The following is a 22,742-nucleotide window of genomic DNA, read 5'->3' as shown; positions in this document are numbered from 1 at the left end:
GCGCGGGCTGGGGGTACTGGACGAACGGGGAACACCGGACGGACCGGGGAACGCTAGTCCGCAAGCACGAAGCGGGCCAGCGCGACCGTGATGTTGTCGTGCCCGCCGCGCTCGTTCGCCCAGGCGACCAGCGCCTCCGCGAGGGTCACCGGATCGGCGCCCACCCGCTCCTGCGCCTCGCGGAGCACGCGCGCGAGGTCGTCTGCGGCCGACGCGTAGTTCCACAGCCCATCGGAGCAGACCAGCACCCAGCCAGCCTCGGTCAGCTCCTCGGAGGCGACGCGCGGCTCCTCGTCGTGCGCGTCGGCGCCGAGCCACCGGGTGATCGCGTGCGCGTCGGGCGCCGTCTCGGCCTGCTCCCGCGGCACTCCCGACGCGATCTGCTCCTGCGCCCACGAGTCGTCGACGCTCAGTTGCCGGGGCTCGCCGGCATCCGGGATCCAGTAGCTGCGGCTGTCCCCCACATTGCCGGTGACGAGGAGCGCTCCGTCGAGCACTGCCACGGTGAACGTGCACGAGGGCGGATTCGCCCGCTTCCCGGGCAGGGCGGCGTCGATCGCTCCGGAGGCGCGCGCGGTCGCCATCTGCAGGAGCGCACGCCAGCGGTCCGCTCCTTCGCTTTCGCCGCCGACCTCGGCCTGCAGCGCGCTGAGCGCGGCCCGGGCCGCGGCGAGCGACGCTCTGTCGGAGTCGGGGGTCGACGAGACTCCGTCGCACACGACGAGGAGCGCCGTCCGCAGAGTGCCGTCCTCGCCCGCGGTCGCTCCGATCGCCATCGCGTCCTCGTTGGCGGGGTGGCGGAGCCCGCGGTCGCAGACGCCGCCGACGAGCGGGTGCGGCGCCTCGGCCCAGTGCTCGCGCTCGCTCGGCGCGGGGCGGCCGCACTGCTCGCAGTAGCCGTCCTCGGCGACCACTCCGCCACAGAAGACGCAGCTCGCGGGCGCCGCGACGGCGACGGGCGGAGTGGAGGCGGCGGCCGCGACGATCAGCGGCGTCCCACAGGCTTCGCAGAACGCGTCACCCGTGGTGACCGGCTCGCCGCAGGTCGGGCAGGGAGTCGAGAGCGCGGCGCTCATGTCAGCGTCCAGCGTCGGACCTCGTTGGCCCGGTCGACGAGACGCACGCGCTCATCGCGCTCGCGGGTAGAGGCGGCGAGCGCGCGGTAGGAGGCCTCGAGGCCGTCGCGGATCGCGGCCTCATTCGCCTCGACTCCGCCGAGGTTCGCACCCTCGGCAGGACCGTCGCGGTGCACCAGCTCGAGCGCGGAAGCGAGGACCTGCGTCGTCAGCTCCAGGCGGGTCCGCTGGTCGATGGACACGGAGTCGACGCTCGCGAGGGCGGCCGAGAGCGCGGGCAGTCCCCGGTCCGACTCCGCCAGTAGCTCCGCTCGGCGGCGGCGCGCGTCGGCGTAGGAGGAACGAGTGGGCGCGACGATGTCGAGGGCGTCGAGTGCTCCGTCGAGGTCGGAGCGCAGCTGCCGCACCCGGGCGAGGCCGAAGGCGGCCGGAGCGGTGTAATTCGCATCCGCGCGGGCGCAGATCACGTAGAGCGACTCGGCGACCTCGGGCTCACCGCTCGCCTCGCAGGCTGCGGCGAGCGCGAGCTTGGGGGCGAGCTCGCCGGGGACCTGCCCGTAGACAGTGTTGAAGGAGGCACGAGCGCCGACATCATCGCCGCGCGCGAGCTGCGCGAGGCCGCTCATCCACACCGCCCGCCACTCCCACGGATCCTCGGTGAGGATCTCGCCGGTCGCGCGCGCCGCCTCCTCCCAGCGCTGGGCCTCGATCGCCGCGCGGGCGCGGGCGAGGCGCACTTCGACGGTGACGGTGGGCGCGAGCGCGAGGGCACGCAGACGCACGATCGGGTCGGCGACGTTGACGCCTGCGAGCCACGACCGGGCCGGGTCGGACTCGTCACGGCGCAGCGCCGGCAGTGCGTCCCACGGCGGGACGCGGTCGACCACGTCGGCCACGGGTGCCTCGAACAGGGCCGACTCCGTCGAGTGCAGCGCGGGATGCCCGGGGCCGCGATCGGTAGCGACGACCTCGCGCAGCACGCCGAGCAGCTGGCCGCGCATCTCGTCGACGGTCGCGAAGCGGTCCTGCGGGTCGGGAGCGCAGGCCTTCGAGATCAGGCGGTAGAAGGAGTCGTAGCGCTGGAAGAGCGGCGTCTCGGAGACCGGCGGTAGCGACGCGACGAAGGTGGTCTGGTTGCCGCGGAAGTCGAGCACGAGCGAGGCCAGTGTGCGGCCGATCGTGTAGACGTCGGAGGCGACGGAGGGCCCGAGGTCGGCGACCTCGGGGGCCTGGTAGCCGACGGTGCCGTAGATCGCGGAGTCCTCATCGTCGATCCGGCGCACTCCACCCAGGTCGATCAGCTTGACCTGATCGCCGACCTGAATCATGTTGTCGGGCTTGAAGTCGCAGTAGAGCAGGCCCTGATCGTGGAGGTAGGCGAACGCGGGCATCACCTCCAGCACGAACGCGAGCGCCTGATCCACCGGCAGCGGATCCGCGGCGCCGCCGTTCGCGTCCAGCCGCTCCTTCAGGATCTGCTTCAGGCTCGGCCCGCCGACGTACTCCATCACGATATAGCCGGCGCCGTCGTGCAGAACGAAGTTGTAGATCTCGACAATGAGCGGGTGCTCGACCTCGGCCAGGAACCGGCGCTCGGTGACGGCCGCCGCGTAGGCGTCGGGGTCACCGGAATTGAGAAGGCCCTTGAGCACGACCCAGCGTCCCGAGACGTTCCGGTCGCGCGCGAGGTAGATCCAGCCGAGGCCGCCGTAGGCGAGGCAGCCGACCACCTCGTACTGCCCGCCGACCACGTCGCCCCGCTTCAGCTGCGGGGTGAACGAGAAGGGCGTGCGGCAGGTGGGGCAGAAGCCCTCTGTGCGTCCGGGCCGCCCGTCGCGTCCGCGGCCGACGGCCGTGCCGCAGTGCGAGCAGAATCGCTTGCGCTCGGGGAGAACCGCCTCGGTCATCAGCGCGGCCATCGGATCGGCGGCCGGGCGGGAGGGGACGGTGGTCAGTCCGGCACCCAGACGCGGGCCGCGGAGGCGGGTCGAGGTGGTGCCGACACGGCGGGTGACCCTCGAGCCGGTCTGCGCCGTGCGGGCGGAGCCGAGGGCCGCGGTGGCGAGGCGGGCGGAGGAGGTGCGGGTGCTTCGCGCGGTGGCCGGCTCCTCCACGGGGCCGGATGCGGCTGCGCGGGGGGTGCCCTCGGCGAAGCCGGTGCCGAAGGCGCCGGACGCGGTCGCCGGAGCGGGTGCCGGAGCGGGCGCGGCGCGACGGGCGGTGGGAGCGGACGCGGCAGCAGCGTCCTCGGGTGGCAGGCCGCAAACGTTGCAGTAGCCGTCCTCGATCGTTCCGGTGCAGCCGGGGGTCGCGGTGCAGGGGGCGCCGTTCATGGGGTGGCCTTCCGGTGGTGCGCGGGCTCGTGGTGCGGGAGGTCGCGGGTGACGACGTCGTACTGCTCGACCAGATGGCGGGCGAGCGGGACGGAGCAGGGCACCGCCTCAAGTGCGGCGCGCACCTCCTCCGCGGCCGCGAGTCCGACCGGGGTGGCAGCTCGGCCGTTGCCCTCGGCGCGCTCCCGCAGCGCCCGGAGGCGGAAGCCCAGGGCGGCGCGCTCGCGCAGCGGCGATGTGTAGGCGGCCTCGACCGCGTCGAAGGCTCGGCCGACGGCCGTGAGTCGGACGAGGTGCGCGTCCAGTTCCTCGCGGTTCAGCGGAGGCTCCCCGAGGCGCGAGACGTCGGGCACGGCGAGGCGAGGCGGGTCGGCGATCTCGCGGCGGCATCGGGCCACCAGCTCCCGCAGCGGTACTTCACGGCGCTCGGCCGCCTCGGCCAGCTCGCGGGCTCGACGGCGATCGCGCTCGAGCCCGCGCCGCTCCGACGCAGCGATGATCAGGTCGCGTTCGAGCCGGGCGGAGTCGCTCTCCAGCTGTCCGAGCGGCCCCGACACGTCGGCTCCCCGACCCGCCCTCTCGGCGAGCGCGTCGAGCCGGGAGCGCAACACGTCCACCCGTTCCGCTCGCGCGCGATCGACGGTGCCTCCGCCGTCGCGGGTCAGGTCGCGGCAACGCTCGATCTCGGCGCGCACCCCCACGATCCGTCCGGCGACGTCCGTGCCGCTCGGGTCGAGCTCGAGCCGGGAGCGCAGCTGGCCGACGACCGCGTCGCACAGGCGCACAGCCTCCACCAGCGACACGGCGCCGCTCCCGGAGGCGTCCAGGCGCCCCCAGATCAGCTGCGACATCCGCTCTCGCGCGACCACGTCGACGCGACCGGAGTCCCAGACGACCTCGAGTTCGGCGAGACGCCGGGTGACGGATTCACGCAGCGACTGAGCGAGCACCACGTCGGCCGTGTAGTTCTCGGCCTGCGGAGACGCCAGCGCGGCAGCGTCCACACGCGAGAGCTCGCGCGTCGTCCGCTGCAGCCAGCGGGTGAGCGCGGCGAGATACTCGAAGAGTTCGCGCTGCGGCGCGGCCTCCCCGAGCCGACCCGGGGCGGCGGGCGTCCCCTCCGCGAGACCGGTGCTCATCGGCCGTACACCGGAGCCGGAGGCGAGGCGTCGCCGAGGACACCAAGCCAGCGCCCGTAGATGCTCTGCCAGCGGCCGTCGCTGCGCATGGTCTCGAGCGCGGCGTTGACGAAACGCACGAAGTCGGGATCGTCGGCAGGCAGCCCCAGGCCGTAGGGCTCCGAGCTCAGCGCGTCGCCGACGACCTTCGCGTACGGGTCCTGCGCCACGAAACCCGCGAGGATCGTGTCGTCGCCCGCGATGGCATCGACCTCGCCGGCCTGGAAGAGCGCGAGGCACTGCGAGTGCGTGGCGGCCTCGACGGCGTCCACCTCCGGGTAGTCGTTCTGCATCCGGCTGAGCGTCGTCGTGCCGCTCGGCGCGCAGACCCGCTTGCCATCGAGGTCACCGATGCCGGTGACCGGGACGCCCTCGGGGTCGTCCGAGACGAGCACCTTGAGACCGGCGTCGTAGTACTCCGCCGAGAACGCGATCGAACTCCAGCGGTCGCAGGTCATCGTGAGAGTGCGCGCGACCATGTCGACCTGCGGGGCGCCGTCGCCGCCCGTGAGCGCTGGGAGGCGCTGGGCGGAGGTGATCACGACGTAGTCGATGGCATCGGTGCCGAGGATCGCGCGGGCGACCTCTCGGGCGATGTCGACGTCGAAGCCCTCGATCGCTCCGGTGATGGGGTTGCGGGCACTCATCAGCAGCGTGTCGGCCGAGACACCGACGCGCAGGGTCCCGCGTCCGCGGATCTCGGCGAGCCGGGTGCTGTCGGTCACGCCGGTCGGCGCGTAGGAGGTGACGGCCGAGGGCGAACAGTCGGCGGCGGCAGGAGCGGCAGGAGCGGCGGAGCTCGCTGTCGGAGTCGGAGACGCGGCGGCCAGGGGCGCGCCCAGGTCGTCGGCCCCCGTGCTGCACCCGGCAAGGGCGAGAGCTGCGGCGGTGACCAGGGCGAGGGCGGCGGCGCGCAACCGGTTCATCGGTACTCCTCCAGTCGCTGGGCGACGCCCCGCCAGGCGAACACGGCGCCCGCGAGACCCGACGCCAACAGCACCCAGGAGACCAGGGAGGAGAACTCCGCGCCCCGGTCAAGCGTCGTAGCGGCGGCTACAGCCTTCTCCTGCACCACCTCGCGGGCGTCGCTGGAGAAGGTGCTGAAAAGGTCGTTCGGCGTGCCGGTCCCGGTCGCCGTGGCGACGCGGACGGCTTGATCCCACTTCCCGGCCTCGTCCGCCTTCCGAATCTCCGTGTGGAACGACTGCCACTGCCCGAACTCGTCGACCAGCCGCGTCCGCGCCGACTCGTCCCGCAGGTCACCCGAGAGCTTGTCGCGCGCCGACGCGACCGCCTGCGTGTACCGCTCCTCGAGGGCTGCACCGGACCCGCGTGTGATCAGCGTGAAGCTCTCGAGCGACTTGGCGTCGCTCGCCGCGATAAGGGCGTTCGAGACGGTGAGCGCTTCGCGGTACGACTCGACGCGGGCCGTCCCCGCGTCTGCCGCGACCGATCCGTAGGCGAGCGCACCGCCGATGCCCAGGACGAGCAGGAGGGCGGTGCCGGTCGCGAGCGGACGGTTGAGGTAGCGGTGGGTGCGCCGGGCCAGCCAGACCTGCGCCGCCAGGAGGAGGACCAGCATCACGAGCGAGCCGATCAGCAGCAGGACGCTCCAGCGGACGGCGTCGTAGGCGGACGCCACCCGGTCGGCGCCGGAGCTGACCAGCCCGTCGAGGTCCTCGAGGATGCCGCCGTCCCCCGAGAGCGCCGCCGACGCCTGATCGAGATACGCCGACGCAACGGGGAAGCCCTGGCGATTGTTGGCGCGGGCCTGCTCGATCAGACCGCTGTAGGTCGTGATGCTGCTCGCGACACGGGCGAGGGCTGCGGTGTCGGCCGAATCGGCGGCCGACAGTCCGGCGATCGCCGACGCGGCGCCCGTGAGGCTCGACACGTAGGACGCACGCAGCTCGGTCGGCTCGAGCCCGCCGACGAGGAAGGTGTTCGCCGCGATCGCATTCGCGTCGACGAGCATCGTGCGCACGTTCTGCACGCCGAGGAGCTGAGCCGACTGCTCCCTGGCCGTCGTCGCGGCACGCGCCTGCATCGCTCCGGCCTGCTGCGCGAATACGCCGAAGAGGACGGCGGCCAGCGCCGTCAGCGCGAGGAGGAGGCGCAGCGCGCCCGGTGTGGTCGCGGTCGCACGGGCAAGGAGGGAGGGTCTGCGCGGAGCAGGGCGGTGGGCGACCTGGACGGGAGGCGACTCGGGGAGCCTCTGCGCGGGGGGCGCGGCCTGGGCGGTGCTCATGGGGACTCCTCCTCGGGGCTGCCGGGGGCGGGGGGCTCGGTGCCGCTGTCGGTGGTCGTGGCGTCGGAGGCGTCGGAGGCGTCCCCAGGGCTCCCGCCGTCCTCCGGGCTCTCCACGATGTCTTCCGGGAGCAGGATCCGCAATTCGTCGAGCGTCGGCTCCTCCACGTCGCGCAGCCGCCAGGCATGGCGGGCGATCGCGGCGTCGAGGACGTTGCGTACCCAGCGCCCGTTGCCGAACGCCTCCGTGCGCTGCTGCGCCGACGCGAGCTCGGCGAACGCGGCAAGCGCCGTCTCCGTCGGCTCGAAGTCCGCGGAGGCGGCCAGCCGACCGAAGATCGCCGAGAGCTCGTCGTCGGAGTAGTCGGCGAAGTCGATCGTGGTCGAGAAGCGGCTAGCGAGGCCGGGGTTCGTCTCGAGGAAGCTCTGCATCGGACCGGAGTAGCCGGCGACGATCACCACGAGGTCGCCCCGGTGGTCCTCCATATCCTTCACGAGCGTGGTCACCGCCTCCGCCCCGTACTGATCGAGCGCGAGCGCGTACGCCTCGTCAATGAAGAGGACCCCGCCGCGCGCCGAGGCGATGACCTCGGCCGTCTTCGTCGCGGTCTGCCCGAGATAGCCGGCTACCAACTCCGACCGGTCGACCTCGACGAGCACCCCCTTCGAGAGGATGCCCAGCGAGCGGTAGATCCTCGAGACCAGCCGCGCGACGGTCGTCTTCCCCGTGCCGGGATTCCCCGTGAAGACGAGGTGGCGCGTGAGTGTGGGCGTGCTGAGCCCGGCGGCCTGGCGCAGCGTGTCGATCCGGAGCAGCTGAGTCTGCCGCTTGATCTCGCTCTTCACCCGGTCGAGCCCGGTCAGGGCGTCGAGTTCGGCGAGCAGGTCGTCGATGGATTCGGGCGGGTCGAGTGGCTCCGCTTCGGGCGCGGGCTCGGTGACGGCCGCGGCGGTGCGGGCCGCCTCGTCCTGTGGGCCGTCGTGCTCGGTCCGGCGCAGACGGGCAATAATCTCGTCGACCCCGGGAACGCCTGCGGGAAACCCGGCAGAAGTGGCCCCGCCGATGCCGTCCGCGGGGCCCGCGACCGTCGCTGCTCCGCTCCCCGTCGGGGTCGTCCCGCGGGCCCCCGGGACCGCGGCGAGCTGGGCTGCAGCCGTCGCGGAGGCGGAGGCGATACCCCCGATGCCGGGGTCGCCGAGTGCGCTCGCGGCGGAGACGACCTCGGTCAGGGCACGCGCATAGGCCACGGCGTGCGAGGAACCCGCGCCGGCCAGCGCGAAGAGCTGATCGGTCGGCGCCGACCGCCAGCGCCGACCCCTCGAGGCGGCGGTGAAGAAGGCCTCGAGGCCGCCCGTCGCGCCGGTGGCAGCAAGCCAGTCCTGGCCGGCCCCGCGGATCGACTCGGCGACGGCGGCGGCCAGCCGCGCACCCTCCTCGCGGACGACGGCGGCGTCAAGACCCGCGGCTACCCCCGCGAGCACGAGGGCGTCGAGTGCCGGCGCGAGCGTGGTCACGAGGCACTCGGCGGGGTCAGCGAGCCGGGCCCGGACGAACTGCCGGGCTGCGGGGGCGCGTCGAGACCACTCGGCGAGAGCGAGGAGTCCGTGAACTTCTCCGCCAGGAACTGCCCGTGTGCGATCAGCGCTGAGGCGTCTTGGCGCGAGACGGCGTCCGAGATGCGGTCGAGCGTGCCCCCGAGGAGGTCGAGCTGGTCGCAGAGGATCATCAGCGAGGTCTTCCCTTTGTGCACGGCGCGGCGGTCGGCGAAGTCCCTCGGCAGTCGGAGGTACCCCTCGACCGCCTCGGGGAGGTAGCTGGTCGCGGTCGCGACGACGGTGTGGCCCTGCCTGCTCATCCCGCCGAGGCGGTCGAGTCGGGGCACCATCTCGCGCACGGTCTCGTCGATCCGCTGGATGCGAGCCGCGACGATTCCGGGCACCTGCCCCTCGGTCCGGCTGCTCACCCGGTCGAGCGCCGCGAGGATGTCCTCGCTTGTCGGGACGCGCGGCAGAGCGGGCGCGGTCTCCTCCGGCTCAGCGGGGGCGCCCGAGAACAGTCGGGAGAACCAGCCCATCGGCTAGCGGCCGAGATCGAGCGAGGACGCCGCGTCGATGTCCGAGTTGCTGCGGCGAGCGCGCTCCACGTAATCGCCCGCCTTGGCCGTCTCGGTCTGGAGGACCCCGACGGTCTGGGCCATGCTGTCGAGCGCCTTGATCTTGAAGTCCGAGATCGAATCCATCGTCTGGTAGATGTTCGCGAATGCGGCCTGCAACTGCGGCAGCCCGACGGTGGCGGAGGCGGCCTGCGATTGGATCGAGGCCGACTGGTCGGCGAGCATGCGCGAGGTGGCCTCGATCATGTTCGACGTCGTCGTGTTGAGCGCGGTGATCTGATCAAGGACGAGACGCTGGTTGGCGAGCGCCTGCGCGACGATGACCGCGGTACGCAGCGCCGACACGGTGGTGGTCGTCGCGCGGTCGACACCCTTGATGAGTTCGACGTTGTTCTTGATGACGACATCGATCGCGAGGTACCCCTGAATCGACACGGCGAGCTGAGTCAACAGGTCCTGGTGCTTCTGGCGCGCGTAGAAGAGGACGTCCTCGCGCAGCGCCCTCGCCCGCTCCGGGTCGGACGCATCGAGCTCCGCAATCTTCGCCGAGAGCTTCACGTCGAGCCGCTCGGCGACGTAGATGTATTCGTTGAGACGCGACATCGTCTCCCAGAGGTTCTGCTTCTCGAGGTTGAGCGCCGCGTTGTCCTTCCGCAGCTCGTCCTGCCCGTCGTACAGGGCCTGGATGATGGCGTTGAGGTGCGACTGGGCGCTCTCGTACCGGCGGAAGTAGTCGGTGATCCTGTTGCCGAAGGGGATGAAGCCGAGGATCTTCTTCTGCACGTTGTCCTCGGACGGATCCAGATCCTCCACCGTGCGACGCAGTTCGAGCAGCGTCTTGCCGATGGTCGATCCCTCCGAGAGCCCGCCCTCCTTCAGTGCACGCACGGGCGTGCTCAGCAGCCGGTTCGACGAGTCCGCGGCCGAGCGGATGTCGGCGTCGCCCATCGTGCGGATGTCGTTGGCCCGCGTCGCGAACTCGGGGCTGCGCGCCTCGGTCGACAGGAGGGTGTCGAGGTAGCCGTCCACCTTGGCCTCGAGGCCGGGCAGGGCCGCCTCCGGGACCTTCGGCGCGATCGACGGCGCCGAGGTGGTCGGCACCGCCGCCACCGGCTCTGGCGGTGTGAGCGAGAGGGCATTCTGGACGGGCGGCTGCAGGGCCTCGGTCATCGGGATCCTCACCGTTCCTGGCGCTCAGCGCCGACTGGGATGGACGTCCCACAGCATATCCCGGGCTCTCCCGGTCGATCCGCGGGAGCGGCGAGGACGGACGAGTCGACGTGATCCGGTGGCTGTGGAGGAGCATCTGTCGACGCTCAAGCCGCTGTCGGACGCCTCCGCAGCGTCGCCACGGCGACTCCGGCCAGGGCGAGCGCACCGCCGAGCAGTGCGGCGAGAGGTGGAGTCTCGCCGAGGACGAGCCAGGACAGTAGGACGACCACCGCGGGCACCGCGTACGTCGAGGCGGCCGTGCGCCCCGCGCTGGACCGGGCGAGGACGTAGCCCCAGGTCGTGAAGGCGACCGCTGTCGGGAAGATCCCGAGATAGACGACTGCGAGAACGGAGGAGACCGGCGCGGTGCGGAGCGCCTCGATCAGCTCCGGCGCGAAAGGCAGGCACGCGAGCGTCCCTGCAAGGCAGCCCAGCCACGTCATCGTCGGCGCATCGATCCGGTCCAGCAGGCGCTTCTGGAGCGTCGCGGCACTCCCGTAGACGACGGCCGCGACCAGGCCCAGGACGACCCCGATCACGTCGAACTGCCCGGTCGAGGTGGAGAACGCGATCACCGCGACACCGGTCAGCGCCACGAGCATCCCCGCGATGAGCCGTCGCGGGAAGCCCTCGCCGAGCAGCAGCCCCGCGAGCACCGCCGTGATCATCGGCGCGATGTTGACCAGCAGCGCCGCCGTTCCCGCATCGACATGCCGTTCCGCCGCGTTCAACGAGAGGTTGTAGACCCCGAACCACGCGACTCCCCAGGCCACCACGAGGACGAGGAGGCGACCGCGCGGGACCTTGGTGCGCGGATCGGGAGCAGCGGCCAAGCGGCGCCGGCGAGCGGAGAGGACGAGCCGGACGACAGTGAGCGCCAGCGAGCCGACCACGATACGCCCCAGGGTGAGCGAACCAGGCCCGAAATCCCCGGTCGTCGCGCGGATCCCGACGAAGGCTGACGCCCAGAGCAGGACGGTCACCACAATCGCCGCCCAGAGCAGGACGGCGTCCCTGGTGGAGGGTCGCGCGGAGGAGGCAGTACGGGTCATGAGGCCATCGTGGCGTCCGCGGGAGGCGTGCACCATTCCTCGTTCGCCTGCGCCGCGCGGAGCCCGCCTGGCGCATCAGGGCTGCGAAACGGGCGAGCTCGCAGCGCGCGGGAGCACGATGGCCGCGTGATCTCTGTCGAACCCGTCACCCGTTCCGCGCCTCCGCTCGGCGGAGCGCGCATCCTGCGGCAGCGCTGGACCGAGGCGACCTTCCTGCACTGGCGCGTCGACCCCGCACTGGTGGCGCCCCACCTGCCGCCCGGGACCCGGCCGGACGAGCACGACGGTTCATCCTGGGTAGGCCTCATCCCGTTCCGGCTCTCGCGGACGGCCTTCCTCGGCGGACCGCGGGTGCCGTGGCTCGGCACGTTCCCCGAGGTGAACGTGCGCCTCTACTCCGTCGACGAACACGGGCGTCGGGGCGTCGTCTTCGTCTCACTCGACGCGGCGCACCTGGTGCCCGTGCTGACGGCGCAGGCGGTGTTCGGGCTCCCCTACCGATGGGCTCGGATGAGCATCGAGCACCGTCACGGCGCGGTGATCTACGACACCATCCGGCACACGAACGCGACCGCCCACTCGCGGATCGTCGTGCGCCCCGGAGAGCCCACGGGCGACGATCCGCTGGCCTCGTTCCTCACCGCACGCTGGGCCTACCACGAGCGACACGTGGGCTCAACCTGGTACGGACGGAACCTGCACCGTCCGTGGCCGCTGCACCGAGCGGAACTGCTGGCGCTCGATGACGGTCTGCTCGAGACGGCCGGCTTCCCAGGGCTGGCGTCGCGGGCGCCGGACTCGGTGCTGTACTCGCCAGGAGTCGAGACGGTGTTCACACTGCCGCGGCGGGTGTGATGAGAAGAGCCCCACGGAAGGGGGTCGCGCTGACGACATTCATCGGAGAACATTCGTTTGTATCGATGTCAGCTTCACCTGGGGGAACCGTGGAATTCACCGAACGACTCATCGCTCTGGCGACAAAGGTCCATCAACAACGCGAGATCATCCAGACGGAGGAGGCGACGAAGAACGCCTTCATCATGCCCTTCATCTCGACGATCCTCGGCTACGACGTCTTCAACCCACTCGAAGTCGTCCCGGAATTTATCGCGGACGTCGGGGTGAAAAAGGGCGAGAAGATCGATTACGCCATCGTTCACAACGGCGACGTGCAGATGCTGATCGAATGCAAAAAGTCCACGGAACCTTTGCGCATCGAGCACGCATCGCAGCTGTTCCGCTACTTCGCGGTCACCACTGCGAGGATCGCGATCCTCACCAACGGCGAGCAGTACCACTTCTACACCGACCTCGACGCTCCGAATCGGATGGATGCGAAGCCGTTCCTCGTGTTGGACCTGACGGACATCGACGAGACACTCATCCCCGAGCTGACGAAGCTGACCAAGGAGGTCTTCGACCTCGATTCGATTATCAGTGCGGCGGGCGAACTCAAGTACATCGGACAGCTGAAACGGGAGCTCGGCACCCAGTTCGCTGCCCCCAGCGACGAGTGGATCAAGTTCTTCACCACCCGGGTCTACGAAGGCGCCTACACGCAGAAAGTGCGAGAGCAGTTCTCGGCACTGGTGTCGAAGGCGTCCAAGCAATTTCTCAACGAACAGGTCAATGAGCGGCTGAAAACCGCTCTCGGTGCGCCCAACTTCCCTCGCACCGAGGCGATCGCAGCAGAACAGTCGCTCACCAGCCAGGCCGTCGTCGAGGAGGAACTCGAGGAGCAGAGTGACATCGAGACAACTCTGGAGGAGCTCGAGGCCTTCCAGATCATCAAGGCCATCGCCTGCAGCGAGGTGAAGGTGAACCGGATCGCGCAGAGAGACGCGAAATCGTACTTCGCCGTGATTCTGGACGACAACAACCGCAAACCGGTGGCCCGCCTACACTTCAACCGTAAGCAGAAGTACCTCGGCACCTTCGACGCGGAGAAGAACGAGACCCGGCACCCGATCGCAGCCCTCGACGAGATCTATGAGCACGCCCAGACGATCAGGGAGACCGTGCGCGCCTACGCGTAACGCTGCGTCGGCGTAGGCTCCTCCACAACCTGCAGATCTCCCGTTCCTCTGATGGGGTGACTGGAGCACCACCGACAGTCGACCGGTGCGTACTTGGCTGTCAGCATGACCCCTCGGAACGGCCCTGACCACTTCGACAGCGATCTACTGTCGTCGGTGAAGAACGTGAGCGGACGGCATGCTGAGCGCTCCGCCATCGAAGCTTCGCGGTACCAGGCGATCGAGGAGACGCGCCGCATCGCGATGAGCGCGTCGGCCGCGCTCGCGGGCGAACACGTCCAGGTGGAGGTAGACCGGGCGGAGGCGGCACACCGCGCGCTGATCGCGGAGCTTGCGACGGGTCTGCGCGTCTCCGAGGCGCACGCGTCGGCACTCGTCGACGAGGCCCGCCTACTGGTCAATGATCTCCCCGCGACGCTGCGTGCACTCGCCAACGGAACACTCTCGCCCGAACACGCGCGGATCGTGGTGCGAGCAGCGCTCGACGTACCGGCCGACGTCCGGGGACGCTTCGACGAAGAGGCCGCGACGATGGCGGCCACCTGCACGCCGCCCCAGTTGCGGCGCGCGCTCCGGTCACTCCGCGAACGGCTGCACCCCCAGACGCTCAGCGAGCGGCATGCTGACTGCGCTCGCCGCCGATCCCTGTGGGTCGAGGGACTCGACGATGGGATGGCGATCCTGCATCTCTACGCTGCAGCTCCCGACGTGCTTGGTGCACTGGACAGGATCGACCGGGCCGCGCGCTCACTCGCAGACCTGCCGGACGAGGAGCGGACGCTCGGACAGTTGCGTGCGGACGTCGCGGCAGCGCTGCTACTCGACGGCGACACTCCCGGCGAGCGGAACGGGACACGGATGCCGACGGGCATACGGGCCGAAGTCGCCGTCACTGTACCTGCGCTGACCCTCCTCGGACGGTCCGACCAGCCGGGAACGCTCGACGGATACGGACCCGTCGATCCCGAGACAGCGCGACGTCTCGCTGCCGGGGCGCCGTCCTTCACGCGGCTGCTCACCCACCCCGAGAGCGGAGCGGTGCTCTCCGTCGGACGCGACTCCTACCGAGTACCGGCGGACCTGCGACGCCACCTGCAGCATCGCGACGGGACCTGCCGGTTCCCCGGCTGCACCCGCAGCACGCGGCACGCGGACATCGACCACACGAGGGAATGGCAGCACGGAGGAACCACCTCCGCCGACAACCTCGCGCACCTTTGCCGCCACCACCACCGGCTCCGCCACACAACCACGTGGACCAGCGAGCAGGAGGCGGACGGGACTCTCCACTGGCTGAGTCCGACGGGGAGACGGCACACGACGCGGCCCGAGGACGCGGGGCAACGCCAGAAGGAGGAACCCGAACGGACCGAAGACGGCGGGCCCTGACGGGACGTGCAATCCCAGCCGTGCCGAGCAACGCACTACGAGGTCAAGGGGCCAAGCCGCTTCTGCGCGCCCGCGTAGCGTGAAGAACTCCGGGCGGAAGGCGCGGGATGGAGCAGCAAGGAGCAGCGATATGGCAGCAGCGAAGAACCGTGTCGAAAAGACCACCGGGACCGCGGCGGTCCTGTTCGACATCGACGGGACGCTCGCGGACACGAACTTCCTCCACGTCGAGGCATGGTCACAGGCTTTTTGGCAGTGCGACCTCGTCGTCCCCGCCTGGCGGATTCAGCGTGCAATTGGCGCCGATTCATCGGAACTGCTCGACATGCTCCTCGAAGACGACGTGAACGACGACCGACGTGCTCTAGTGAAAGTGCTGCACACGAAGAATTACGCCGAGACGACAGCGCGGATCACTCCCCTTCCGGGGGCACGAGAACTCGTCGCTACGCTCGTAGGCCATGGGCTTCACGTCGTCCTCGCGACGTCGGCGCCGCAGAACGAACTCGACGTTCTTCTCGACGTCCTCGACCTCGGCGGCTCCGTTTACGCAGTCACCAGCGGTGCTGATGTCTCGACCGCGAAGCCCGCCCCAGACCTGATCGCGATCGCCCTTGAACGAGCGGGCGTCTCGGCGGACCGTGCGATCATGGTGGGCGATGCGACCTGGGACGTCATCGCTGCCGAACGGGCCGGTCTGGCGACCGTCGGTGTCCTCTCCGGCGGCACCTCCGAGCACGATCTTCGAGAGGCCGGTGCCGTCGCTGTCTATGATGACGCCGCGACGGTCCTCACCGGTCTCCACGAGGGCCCGCTCGCAAGCCTCCTGAACTGATCATCAGCCCGCTCAGGAGGCCTGGGAGTCTCAGCTGCGGGGCCGCCGGCGAAGCACGAGAAGCGTGCCTCCGATGACGGCTGCGACAGCGGCGAGTGCGCCGCCGATCCAGAGCACGTCGCCGAGCAGCGCGGGGTTCGATCCGGACCGTGCCTGAGCGTCGTCAGCCGACCCGAGACTTCCCGAGACCGCGATGGTCCCATTGCAGTCCGGGATCGAGCTTGATCCTTCGGCAAGCGTGGTGCCCTCTGTCGGCGCCCAGTCGAACGCGTACTGCCCAGACACGGGGTGCCCATCCGTCGACACGACCTGCCAGGTCACCTCGTAGTGACCGGCCACGCCGAGCTCCAGCGGCATCGAGGCCTCCGGCCCGACGACGGCGACGCAGCCGTCTCCGTAGTAGAGCCCGTCCGGCCCGACGACGCGCAGTGCGGCCGCCGTCCCGTCCGTCCCCAGCACGAGGAGATCGTCGTTGGTCGTGAGTTCCAGTGCCCCCGGCTGCTCGGTCACCGTGGAGTCCGCAGCCGGAGTCGTCGAGACGAGGTAGTTGTGCGCACTCGCGGGCGCCGCGACCGTGATCGAGCTGAGGAGCCCGATCACGGCCGCGGAGACAACGAGTTTACGACGAGTCACTCCGACGCCTGAGGGTCGCGGCGGCGGGATGCGAGACCGACGGCGACGCCTACCGCGCCGACGACGAGGCCTCCGACGCCGAGGATTCGGGCGAGGAGGTCGTCCCCGCCCGTCGCGGTCGTCGTCGAGGCTGTCGTCGCGACCTCGCCGTCCCCATCGTCGTGGCCTGCTTCGCCGTGGTGTCCGCCGCCGTGGCTGGAGCCGGCCTCCGCAGCGGTCACTGCGACCGTGGGTGCGGGTAGCTCGGGCTCGTCCTGGCCCTCGACGGTCGGCTGGTCCCAGGTGGTGCTACCCGTCTCGCAGGTCTGCAGCACTGGGAACTCCAGAGTGGAGCCGGCCGCGTCCGCGGGGAGCTGGAGCTGGAGGGAGACCGTGTCGCGGTAGCCGTCGGCGAGCGGAGTCTTCGCCGTGTAGACCACGTCCGAGACGCGCTTCGTCGCGGTGTTGCCGTGGGAGTCCGTGACCGGTTCCGCGATCGCGACTTCGTTCTTCACGACGTCCCAGTTCGGGTTGACGGTCGGGCTGACCGAGTTGATCCCATCGGGCATCGTGATGGTGAGACCCGTCGTGGGTGAGCCCTCGCAGCCGTGGGCGAGCGAGAAAGTGACGACGGAGTAGGAGCCCGCGGCGGTGCTGCTCGCGGCAGCGGTCACGTGGGCGCTGGCTGCGGTGGGGGCGGCGAGCGCGAGCGCGAGCGCTCCGGTGGCGACGAGGGCGCCGCTGCCGGCGATGCGCAGGCGGGAGAAGGATGAAGGAGAGCAAATCATGGCGGTCGTGTCCTCTGAGGTGTCCGGCCCAGTGCCGGGGTTCAGGACGCAGCGCGGGTTCGCGGTGCGCGCGGGTGCGCCGACCGGGGCCGCTCCCACGCGGGAGGGACGTCAGGCGGCGCGAAGAGCGCGCGCGGGCGGTCCACGGTGTCGGAGGACCGAGAGGACCGTATCGAGCGTGCGGGGTGCTCGTGGCTCGGGAGCGCCCGTCACCGCCACGCCCGGGCTCTGCGGGAGCGCCAGGGCGGATGCTTCGGCGACGATCCGCACGACGACGCGGTGCAGTTCTGCGCCGAGGGTCCAGAACAGCCGCTCTCCGTGGCGGAGTGCGGCGATGGTGAGGCCTGCGGCGGCGAGGTGGGCGACAAGCATCAGGGGCCTGTGGGCGGCGTGCCCGCCTTCGCCAGCTATCAGCTCGATGGTCGATCCGTCATGGAAGTGCGCGGCGCGGCCAGTCGTGCCGATCACGCTCACCTCTCCTCCGGTGCCTGTCACGAGGAAGAGCCCGTGGTAGGCGATCTGGCTGAGCAGGACGGAGGCGGTCAGGCGCGGGAGGGAGAGATGGCGTCCCGAGAGGAGCACGCAGACGACGACCGCGAATGCCGCGGCGAGGGCGAGGACCGCGGGAGCAGGAGTGACGGCGCCGGCGAGCGTGTGGGAGGCGGCGGCGGTTGCGGTCGCGGCGAGAGCGGCCGAGGCACCGCGTGCCACTCGTACGCCTCGGGTCTGCACCGGCTCGTCCTCTCGTCCTCGCGTCCCGCGTGCGCGTGACGACTCCAGGATAATCGACGTAGAGGCGAGGCTCACTGACCTTCGGTTCTGCGCCGTTACGAAGCCGTTACCTAGATCGCCGAAAGAATTCCAAACCCTCTCCGTGAGGGCTCCGAACACTTGTCAACGGCCGCGAAACGGTCCACACAGAACAGGTCCACCGCGTCACGTGGGGGCCGTCTCACGAAGGAGAAATCCCATGCGATCCACCAAGCGTTCCGCCCTCGCCGCATTCGCCCTGTTGGGCACCGCCACCCTCGGCCTCACCGCCTGCTCGAGCGGTAGCGGCTCGACCACCACCTCCAGCGACACGGCGACCCAGATGTCGACCCCGATGGCGACCTCGTCCTCCGCTTCGTCCACCCCGATGGCCACGATGGACCCTGCCGCGAACCTCGTCGGCGCCGGCTGTGCCGCTTACGCCGCCCAGGTTCCGGACGGTGCAGGCTCGGTCGAGGGCATGTCGCTCGACCCCGTTGCAACTGCCGCGTCGAACAACCCGCTGCTGACCACGCTGACCGCTGCGGTCTCCGGTGGCCTCAACCCCGATGTGAACCTGGTCGACACCCTGAACAGCGGCGAGTTCACGGTCTTCGCCCCGGTCGACGACGCGTTCGCGAAGCTCGATGCAGCCACCGTCGAGACCCTCAAGACCCCCGAGGGCGCACCCACGCTGTCCTCGATCCTGACCTACCACGTCGTCCCCGGCCAGATCGCCCCTGACGCGATCGCCGGCGACCACGCCACTGTCCAGGGCGGTAACGTCACCGTCACCGGCTCGGGCGACGACCTGAAGGTTAACGACGCGTCGGTTATCTGCGGTGGCGTCAAGACCGCCAACGCGACCGTGTACCTCATCGACACCGTGCTGACCCCCCCGGCCAGCTGAGTCCCTCGGCGGTGAGAGCCGCCGATCACGCCGAAGGGCGGACACCGCGAGGTGTCCGCCCTTCGGCGTTCCTGCGTTCGTGACGTCAATGACGGGAGGCGTGGACCCCGGTCAAGGGATCCACGCCTCCCGTCATGCGCGGGCCTGCTACTCGGCGGGTGTGCTGATCTCGCGAAGGATGCGATCGCCGGGGCGGGCCTCGACCATCTCCGCCTCGATCTCGGCGCGGTCGAGCAGCTCTTCCATCCGGCGACGGCGGTTGCGCGTGATCAGAGTGACGACCGTGCCCTTCTTGCCGGCCCGGCCGGTGCGGCCGGAGCGGTGTAGGTAGGTCTTGTACTCGTCGGGGGCGTCAGCCTGGATCACGAGGTCGATGTCGTCGACGTGGATACCGCGCGCGGCGACATCGGTCGCGACGAGGACGTCCACGCGTCCGCTGGTCAGCAGGGCGAGGTTGCGCGTGCGGCGGGACTGATTGAGATCGCCGTGCAGGCTGGTCGCGGGGATGTCCGCGTGGTCGAGCTGCTCCGCCAGCTGTTCAGCGAAGGCGCGGGTGCGGGCGAAGATCAGCGTCTTGCCCCGGCGGGCGGCGAGCTGCTCGATGATCTCGGCCTTGTCGCGATGCTCGATCAGGAGCACGCGGTGGTCGATGGTCGAGGACGCCTGGTCCTCGCCGGCGACTTCGTGGACGCTCGGATCGACCAGGAACTCGTTGACGAGCGTCGCGACGCCCTTGTCGAGCGTGGCCGAGAACAGCAGGCGCTGACCGCCGTCGGCAGTCTGGCGAAGGATCCGTTGCACCGGCTCAAGGAAGCCCAGGTCGCACATGTGGTCGGCCTCGTCGAGCACCGTGATGGTGATATTCGAGAGGTCGAGGCGGCCCTGCTCGACGAGGTCCTCGAGGCGGCCCGGTGTCGCGATCACGATGTCGACACCGCGCTGGAGCGCGCCCACCTGCTTGTACTGGGGGACGCCTCCGTAGATGGTTGTCGTGAACAGTCTGACCGAGCGGGCGATCGGCTGGATCGTGCGGTCGATCTGCATCGCGAGCTCTCGGGTAGGAGCCAGGATGAGCGCACGCGGAGCGCGGCCCGGCTTGCGGCCCTTGGCTCCGTTGTTCTCCATCAGACGCTCGACGACAGGGGCGCCGAAGGCGATCGTCTTGCCGGAGCCGGTCTTGCCTCGTCCGAGAACGTCTTTACCGGCGAGCACCTCAGGGATGGTCGCGGCCTGGATCGGAAACGGTGACGCCGCTCCCAGCTCGGTCAGCATCCGGACAATGTTGCCGCCCAGACCGAGGTCACCGAACGTGACGCCCTCGACGTCGACGGCGAGCGTGGCCGTCGCCTCGAGGCGCTCGAGCACGACGTCATCACCCTGGTGCGGTACGCGGGCGTCGCGGCTGGGGTAGAAGTCCGAGCCGGAGTCGCGGCGCGAGGGCCGGGAGTCACGGTCGTAGGAGCGAGCCGGGCGGTCGCCGCGGTCGTGACCGCGCGAGGGACGCGAGTCGCGGTCGAACGAGCGGGCGGGACGCTCACCGCGGTCGTAGGAGCGCACCGGACGCGCATCGCGGTCATTCGGGCGGGCGGGCCGGTCATCGCGTCCGGAAGAGCGCGCCGGACGGTCGTCGCGGTCGAACGAACGCACCGGACGTGCATCGCGGTCGTACGAGCGAGCCGGACGGTCATTCCGGTCGAAGGAACGCGCCGGACGTGCATCGCGGTCACCGCCACGCACCGGACGAACATCACGGTCGTACGAGCGAGCCGGACGGTCATTCCGGTCGAAGGAACGCGCCGGACGTGCATCGCGATCGCCGCCACGCGCCGGACGGGCATCACGGTCGTACGAGCGGCCGGGCCGTTCGTCGCGATCGCCGCCACGCGCCGGACGTGCATCACGGTCGTACCCGCGCGCGGGCCGCTCGTCGCGGTCGTACCCGCGGGCCGGACGCTCCGTGCGCTCCGTGGCGCGCGCCGCGCGCTCGTCGGCGTTCCAGCGCGCCTTCTTGGGCGCGTTCTCGTCGATCGGGCGGAAGCCGCGGTGGCCCTCGCTGCGGGAGCCGGGCTTGGCCGCGGGGAAACGCGAGCGTCCGCCGAGTTGTGACTTCCCGCTGGAGGCGCCGAAGCGGTTGGGTTCGAAGTTCTTGGCCGGACGTCCGCCGGCGGGCTTCTTGTTCTTGGGCATGGCAGTTCTTCCTGGGTTCAGGTCGTGCGCGAGGAAGGCGACGCCGGAGCAGCCCCGTCGTGGAGAGCGTCCGTGCGCTGGACTGCTGCGGGGCAGCAGGGGAAGAACCCGGGCGAGTCGTTGACCGGGGCCGATTCACACAGGTGATTCGCCTCACGACGACTGTCGGAGGCTCGGCTCACGTGACGAACAAACCCATCCGCACGAGAACGCGCGGTGTCAAGAGCCGACCGAGCGAGTCTACACGCGGCTCCACGCCCTGGCTAGGCCGCCGGTCAGCAGCACAGCGACCGCCCACTACTGCGAGGCGCGCCGAGCCCGGTACGCCGCGACGTTGGCGCGGTTCCCGCAGTTCCCCGTGTCGCAGTAGCGCTTCGAGCGATTGCGGGAGAAGTCGACGAGCACCGCCTCGCAGTCCTCCGCGGCGCAGACGCGGATCCGCTCGCGCTCATCTCCGCGAACCACGTCGACGAATGCCATGGCCGCCTCGACCACGATGCGGGTGGCGAGCGGGCTCTCGTCGCGCGTCGCGTGAAGGTGCCAGCCGTAGGGTCCGTGCCGCACCAGTTGCGGCAGCGCGCGTCCGGAGTCGAGCATCGCGTTCACCACGGGCACGAGGTCCTCCTCGGCCCGGGTGAGCCAGAGAGTGCGGAGGGAGGAGCGGATCGCCCGCACCGCCTCCAGCTCGTCGGCCGACCCGTCGCGGCTGCCGGTGTAGCGGTTCTCGAGAAGGAACTCGTCCAACTGCTCGAGTGTTGCCATCTCATCGTCTCCGGACGCCGAGAGTTCGGGGAGCGTGTTGACCAGAGAGGCGGTTGAGGTCAGCGACGCCTCGATGTCATAGGCGAACACCATGTTGACTCCTGACAGTGCGGCTCAGTAGTGTGCGATCAGCTCGTTGTCACGAGTGTAATCATCTTGACTCCTGAAGGGACGGCCATGACCGCCGAGAGTACTGCTGCCCTCGCCCTCCCCGCCGAGACAGCGCCCAAGCCAGCGCGCCATCTCGGCTCCGGCCTCGTGGTCGCCGTGGCCGCGTCGGCGGCGTTCGGTCTGGGCGGGCCCTTCGTGAAGCCGCTGCTCGAGGCTGGCTGGACGCCCGCGGCGGCGGTCCTCTGGCGGGCCGGCGGCGCGGCCGTGATCCTCGCAATCCCCGCCATACTCTCCCTCCGCGGCCGTCGGCGCGTGCTCCGGCGGAACCTCGGCACGATCGCGCTCTACGGAGTGTTCGCGGTCGTCGCCGCTCAACTCTGCTTCTACAGCGCGATCGAGCACCTCTCCGTCGGCGTCGCCCTGCTGATCGAGTACCTCGCCCCTGTCTTCCTCGTCCTGTTCTCTTGGGCGCGCACCCGCCGCCACCCCGGCCGCTTCACCCTCGTCGGCTCGGTGCTCGCACTCGGCGGCCTCGTCCTCGTGCTCGACCTGTCCGGCGAGTCCTCGCCCGAGCTGATCGGAATCGCGTGGGCGTTGACCGCCTCGCTCGGCCTCTGCGTCTACTACGTCATCGCCGGGCGCGTCGATCCCGAGCTGCCGCCGATCGCGCTCACCGCAGGGGCGATGGTCGTCGGTGCGGTGATCCTGCTGGTCCTCGGGGTGCTCGGAGTCACGCCGCTGCGCGCGACCTTCGGCGACGTGCTGTTCGTCGGCGCCGAGGTGAGCTGGCTCCTGCCCGCGGGCGTGATCCTGGGCATGTCGACGGTGCTGGCCTATCTGCTCGGGATCGAGGGCGGACGTCGGCTCGGGACCCGCATCGCCTCCTTCGCCGGACTGACAGAGGTGCTGTTCTCGATCGCGGCCGCGTGGCTGATCCTCGGCGAGCTGCCCGCGCCGATCCAGTTCGGCGGCGGCGCGCTGATCCTCGCCGGAGTGGTGCTCGTGCGTCTCCAGCGAGAGCCCGGCACCCCCTGATTGCGGGGTACTGCATCCGCAGTGCCGGGCACTCCGTACGCTGATCGCACTCCTGCGCGAGCCCAGCCGATCCCCGCGACGCGTAGCCCCACTCCTGCCCGGCGACGTCGCCGAG

General features: G+C 70.4%; 20 protein-coding genes. 6 read left to right on the top strand and 14 right to left on the bottom strand.

Translation table 11 applies throughout. The features are described from left to right. Window positions 1-53: 53 nt before the first annotated feature. The 9 genes from C5D07_RS05830 to C5D07_RS05790 all read right to left on the bottom strand — a co-directional run bounded on the left by C5D07_RS05830 (window position 54) and on the right by C5D07_RS05790 (window position 11,212). Window positions 54-1,076: a PP2C family protein-serine/threonine phosphatase gene (locus C5D07_RS05830; protein WP_104258920.1), complete on the bottom strand. Its 1,023-nt coding sequence runs from the start codon at window positions 1,074-1,076 to the stop codon at window positions 54-56. Then, the gene (locus C5D07_RS05825; RefSeq protein ID WP_104258919.1) at window positions 1,073-3,409 is read right to left on the bottom strand and encodes a serine/threonine-protein kinase; all 2,337 of its coding nucleotides are present in this window, start codon (window positions 3,407-3,409) and stop codon (window positions 1,073-1,075) included. Before C5D07_RS05825 ends, C5D07_RS05830 begins: the two co-directional genes overlap by 4 nt. Further along, window positions 3,406-4,548, bottom strand: coding sequence for a hypothetical protein (locus C5D07_RS05820; protein WP_104258918.1), 1,143 nt, complete (start codon window positions 4,546-4,548; stop codon window positions 3,406-3,408). Before C5D07_RS05820 ends, C5D07_RS05825 begins: the two co-directional genes overlap by 4 nt. Then, window positions 4,545-5,513, bottom strand: coding sequence for a glutamate ABC transporter substrate-binding protein (locus C5D07_RS05815; RefSeq protein WP_104258917.1), 969 nt, complete (start codon window positions 5,511-5,513; stop codon window positions 4,545-4,547). Before C5D07_RS05815 ends, C5D07_RS05820 begins: the two co-directional genes overlap by 4 nt. Continuing rightward, the gene (locus C5D07_RS05810) at window positions 5,510-6,835 is read right to left on the bottom strand and encodes a hypothetical protein (protein WP_104258916.1); all 1,326 of its coding nucleotides are present in this window, start codon (window positions 6,833-6,835) and stop codon (window positions 5,510-5,512) included. Before C5D07_RS05810 ends, C5D07_RS05815 begins: the two co-directional genes overlap by 4 nt. Then, on the bottom strand, window positions 6,832-8,349 hold the full coding sequence (locus C5D07_RS05805) for an AAA family ATPase (protein ID WP_104258915.1): 1,518 nt from the start codon (window positions 8,347-8,349) through the stop codon (window positions 6,832-6,834). The genes C5D07_RS05810 and C5D07_RS05805 overlap by 4 nt, the downstream gene beginning before the upstream one ends. Next, entirely contained in the window at window positions 8,346-8,909 is a 564-nt protein-coding gene (locus tag C5D07_RS05800; protein WP_068251162.1) for a hypothetical protein, read from the bottom strand. The genes C5D07_RS05805 and C5D07_RS05800 overlap by 4 nt, the downstream gene beginning before the upstream one ends. 3 nt (window positions 8,910-8,912) lie before the next feature. Beyond that, window positions 8,913-10,118, bottom strand: a complete 1,206-nt coding sequence (locus tag C5D07_RS05795; protein ID WP_068251159.1) for a toxic anion resistance protein — start codon at window positions 10,116-10,118, stop codon at window positions 8,913-8,915. A 146-nt stretch (window positions 10,119-10,264) separates the two neighbouring features. After that, entirely contained in the window at window positions 10,265-11,212 is a 948-nt protein-coding gene (locus C5D07_RS05790) for a DMT family transporter (protein WP_068256882.1), read from the bottom strand. A gap of 126 nt (window positions 11,213-11,338) precedes the next feature. Between C5D07_RS05790 and C5D07_RS05785 the strand changes: the two genes are divergently transcribed. The 4 genes from C5D07_RS05785 to C5D07_RS05770 all read left to right on the top strand — a co-directional run bounded on the left by C5D07_RS05785 (window position 11,339) and on the right by C5D07_RS05770 (window position 15,472). Beyond that, window positions 11,339-12,067 carry a YqjF family protein gene (locus tag C5D07_RS05785; RefSeq protein WP_104258913.1) on the top strand — a complete coding sequence of 243 codons (729 nt, stop codon included), beginning with the start codon at window positions 11,339-11,341 and terminating at the stop codon, window positions 12,065-12,067. 89 nt (window positions 12,068-12,156) lie between these two features. Continuing rightward, window positions 12,157-13,248 carry a type I restriction endonuclease gene (locus tag C5D07_RS05780; RefSeq protein WP_068251155.1) on the top strand — a complete coding sequence of 364 codons (1,092 nt, stop codon included), beginning with the start codon at window positions 12,157-12,159 and terminating at the stop codon, window positions 13,246-13,248. Between the two features lie 105 nt (window positions 13,249-13,353). After that, window positions 13,354-14,637 carry an HNH endonuclease signature motif containing protein gene (locus tag C5D07_RS05775; RefSeq protein WP_068251154.1) on the top strand — a complete coding sequence of 428 codons (1,284 nt, stop codon included), beginning with the start codon at window positions 13,354-13,356 and terminating at the stop codon, window positions 14,635-14,637. Window positions 14,638-14,767: 130 nt separating this feature from the next. After that, window positions 14,768-15,472: an HAD family hydrolase gene (locus C5D07_RS05770; protein WP_068251151.1), complete on the top strand. Its 705-nt coding sequence runs from the start codon at window positions 14,768-14,770 to the stop codon at window positions 15,470-15,472. 30 nt (window positions 15,473-15,502) lie between these two features. Here the strand turns inward: C5D07_RS05770 and C5D07_RS05765 are convergent, their stop codons facing one another. From C5D07_RS05765 to C5D07_RS05755, 3 genes are all read right to left on the bottom strand, one after another. Next, window positions 15,503-16,105: a copper resistance CopC family protein gene (locus C5D07_RS05765; protein ID WP_167542334.1), complete on the bottom strand. Its 603-nt coding sequence runs from the start codon at window positions 16,103-16,105 to the stop codon at window positions 15,503-15,505. Continuing rightward, entirely contained in the window at window positions 16,102-16,872 is a 771-nt protein-coding gene (locus C5D07_RS05760; protein ID WP_068256880.1) for a YcnI family copper-binding membrane protein, read from the bottom strand. The genes C5D07_RS05765 and C5D07_RS05760 overlap by 4 nt, the downstream gene beginning before the upstream one ends. A 111-nt stretch (window positions 16,873-16,983) precedes the next feature. Continuing rightward, on the bottom strand, window positions 16,984-17,604 hold the full coding sequence (locus C5D07_RS05755; protein ID WP_146079787.1) for a hypothetical protein: 621 nt from the start codon (window positions 17,602-17,604) through the stop codon (window positions 16,984-16,986). A gap of 238 nt (window positions 17,605-17,842) precedes the next feature. Between C5D07_RS05755 and C5D07_RS05750 the strand changes: the two genes are divergently transcribed. After that, window positions 17,843-18,532: a fasciclin domain-containing protein gene (locus tag C5D07_RS05750; RefSeq protein WP_104258912.1), complete on the top strand. Its 690-nt coding sequence runs from the start codon at window positions 17,843-17,845 to the stop codon at window positions 18,530-18,532. A 147-nt stretch (window positions 18,533-18,679) separates the two neighbouring features. Here the strand turns inward: C5D07_RS05750 and C5D07_RS05745 are convergent, their stop codons facing one another. Together C5D07_RS05745 and C5D07_RS05740 are read right to left on the bottom strand one after the other, a co-directional pair. Next, on the bottom strand, window positions 18,680-20,719 hold the full coding sequence (locus tag C5D07_RS05745) for a DEAD/DEAH box helicase (protein WP_104258911.1): 2,040 nt from the start codon (window positions 20,717-20,719) through the stop codon (window positions 18,680-18,682). Window positions 20,720-21,016: 297 nt separating this feature from the next. Next, the gene (locus tag C5D07_RS05740) at window positions 21,017-21,574 is read right to left on the bottom strand and encodes a CGNR zinc finger domain-containing protein (RefSeq protein WP_104258910.1); all 558 of its coding nucleotides are present in this window, start codon (window positions 21,572-21,574) and stop codon (window positions 21,017-21,019) included. 84 nt (window positions 21,575-21,658) lie between these two features. Here C5D07_RS05740 and C5D07_RS05735 point away from each other — a divergent pair, with 84 nt between their 5' ends. Next, the gene (locus C5D07_RS05735) at window positions 21,659-22,627 is read left to right on the top strand and encodes an EamA family transporter (RefSeq protein WP_068251131.1); all 969 of its coding nucleotides are present in this window, start codon (window positions 21,659-21,661) and stop codon (window positions 22,625-22,627) included. Window positions 22,628-22,742: the final 115 nt, after the last annotated feature.

The sequence above is a fragment of the Rathayibacter tritici genome (assembly GCF_002932875.1).
GTDB lineage: Bacteria > Actinomycetota > Actinomycetes > Actinomycetales > Microbacteriaceae > Rathayibacter > Rathayibacter tritici.
This window is presented reverse-complemented; position numbering and strand designations above follow the sequence as displayed.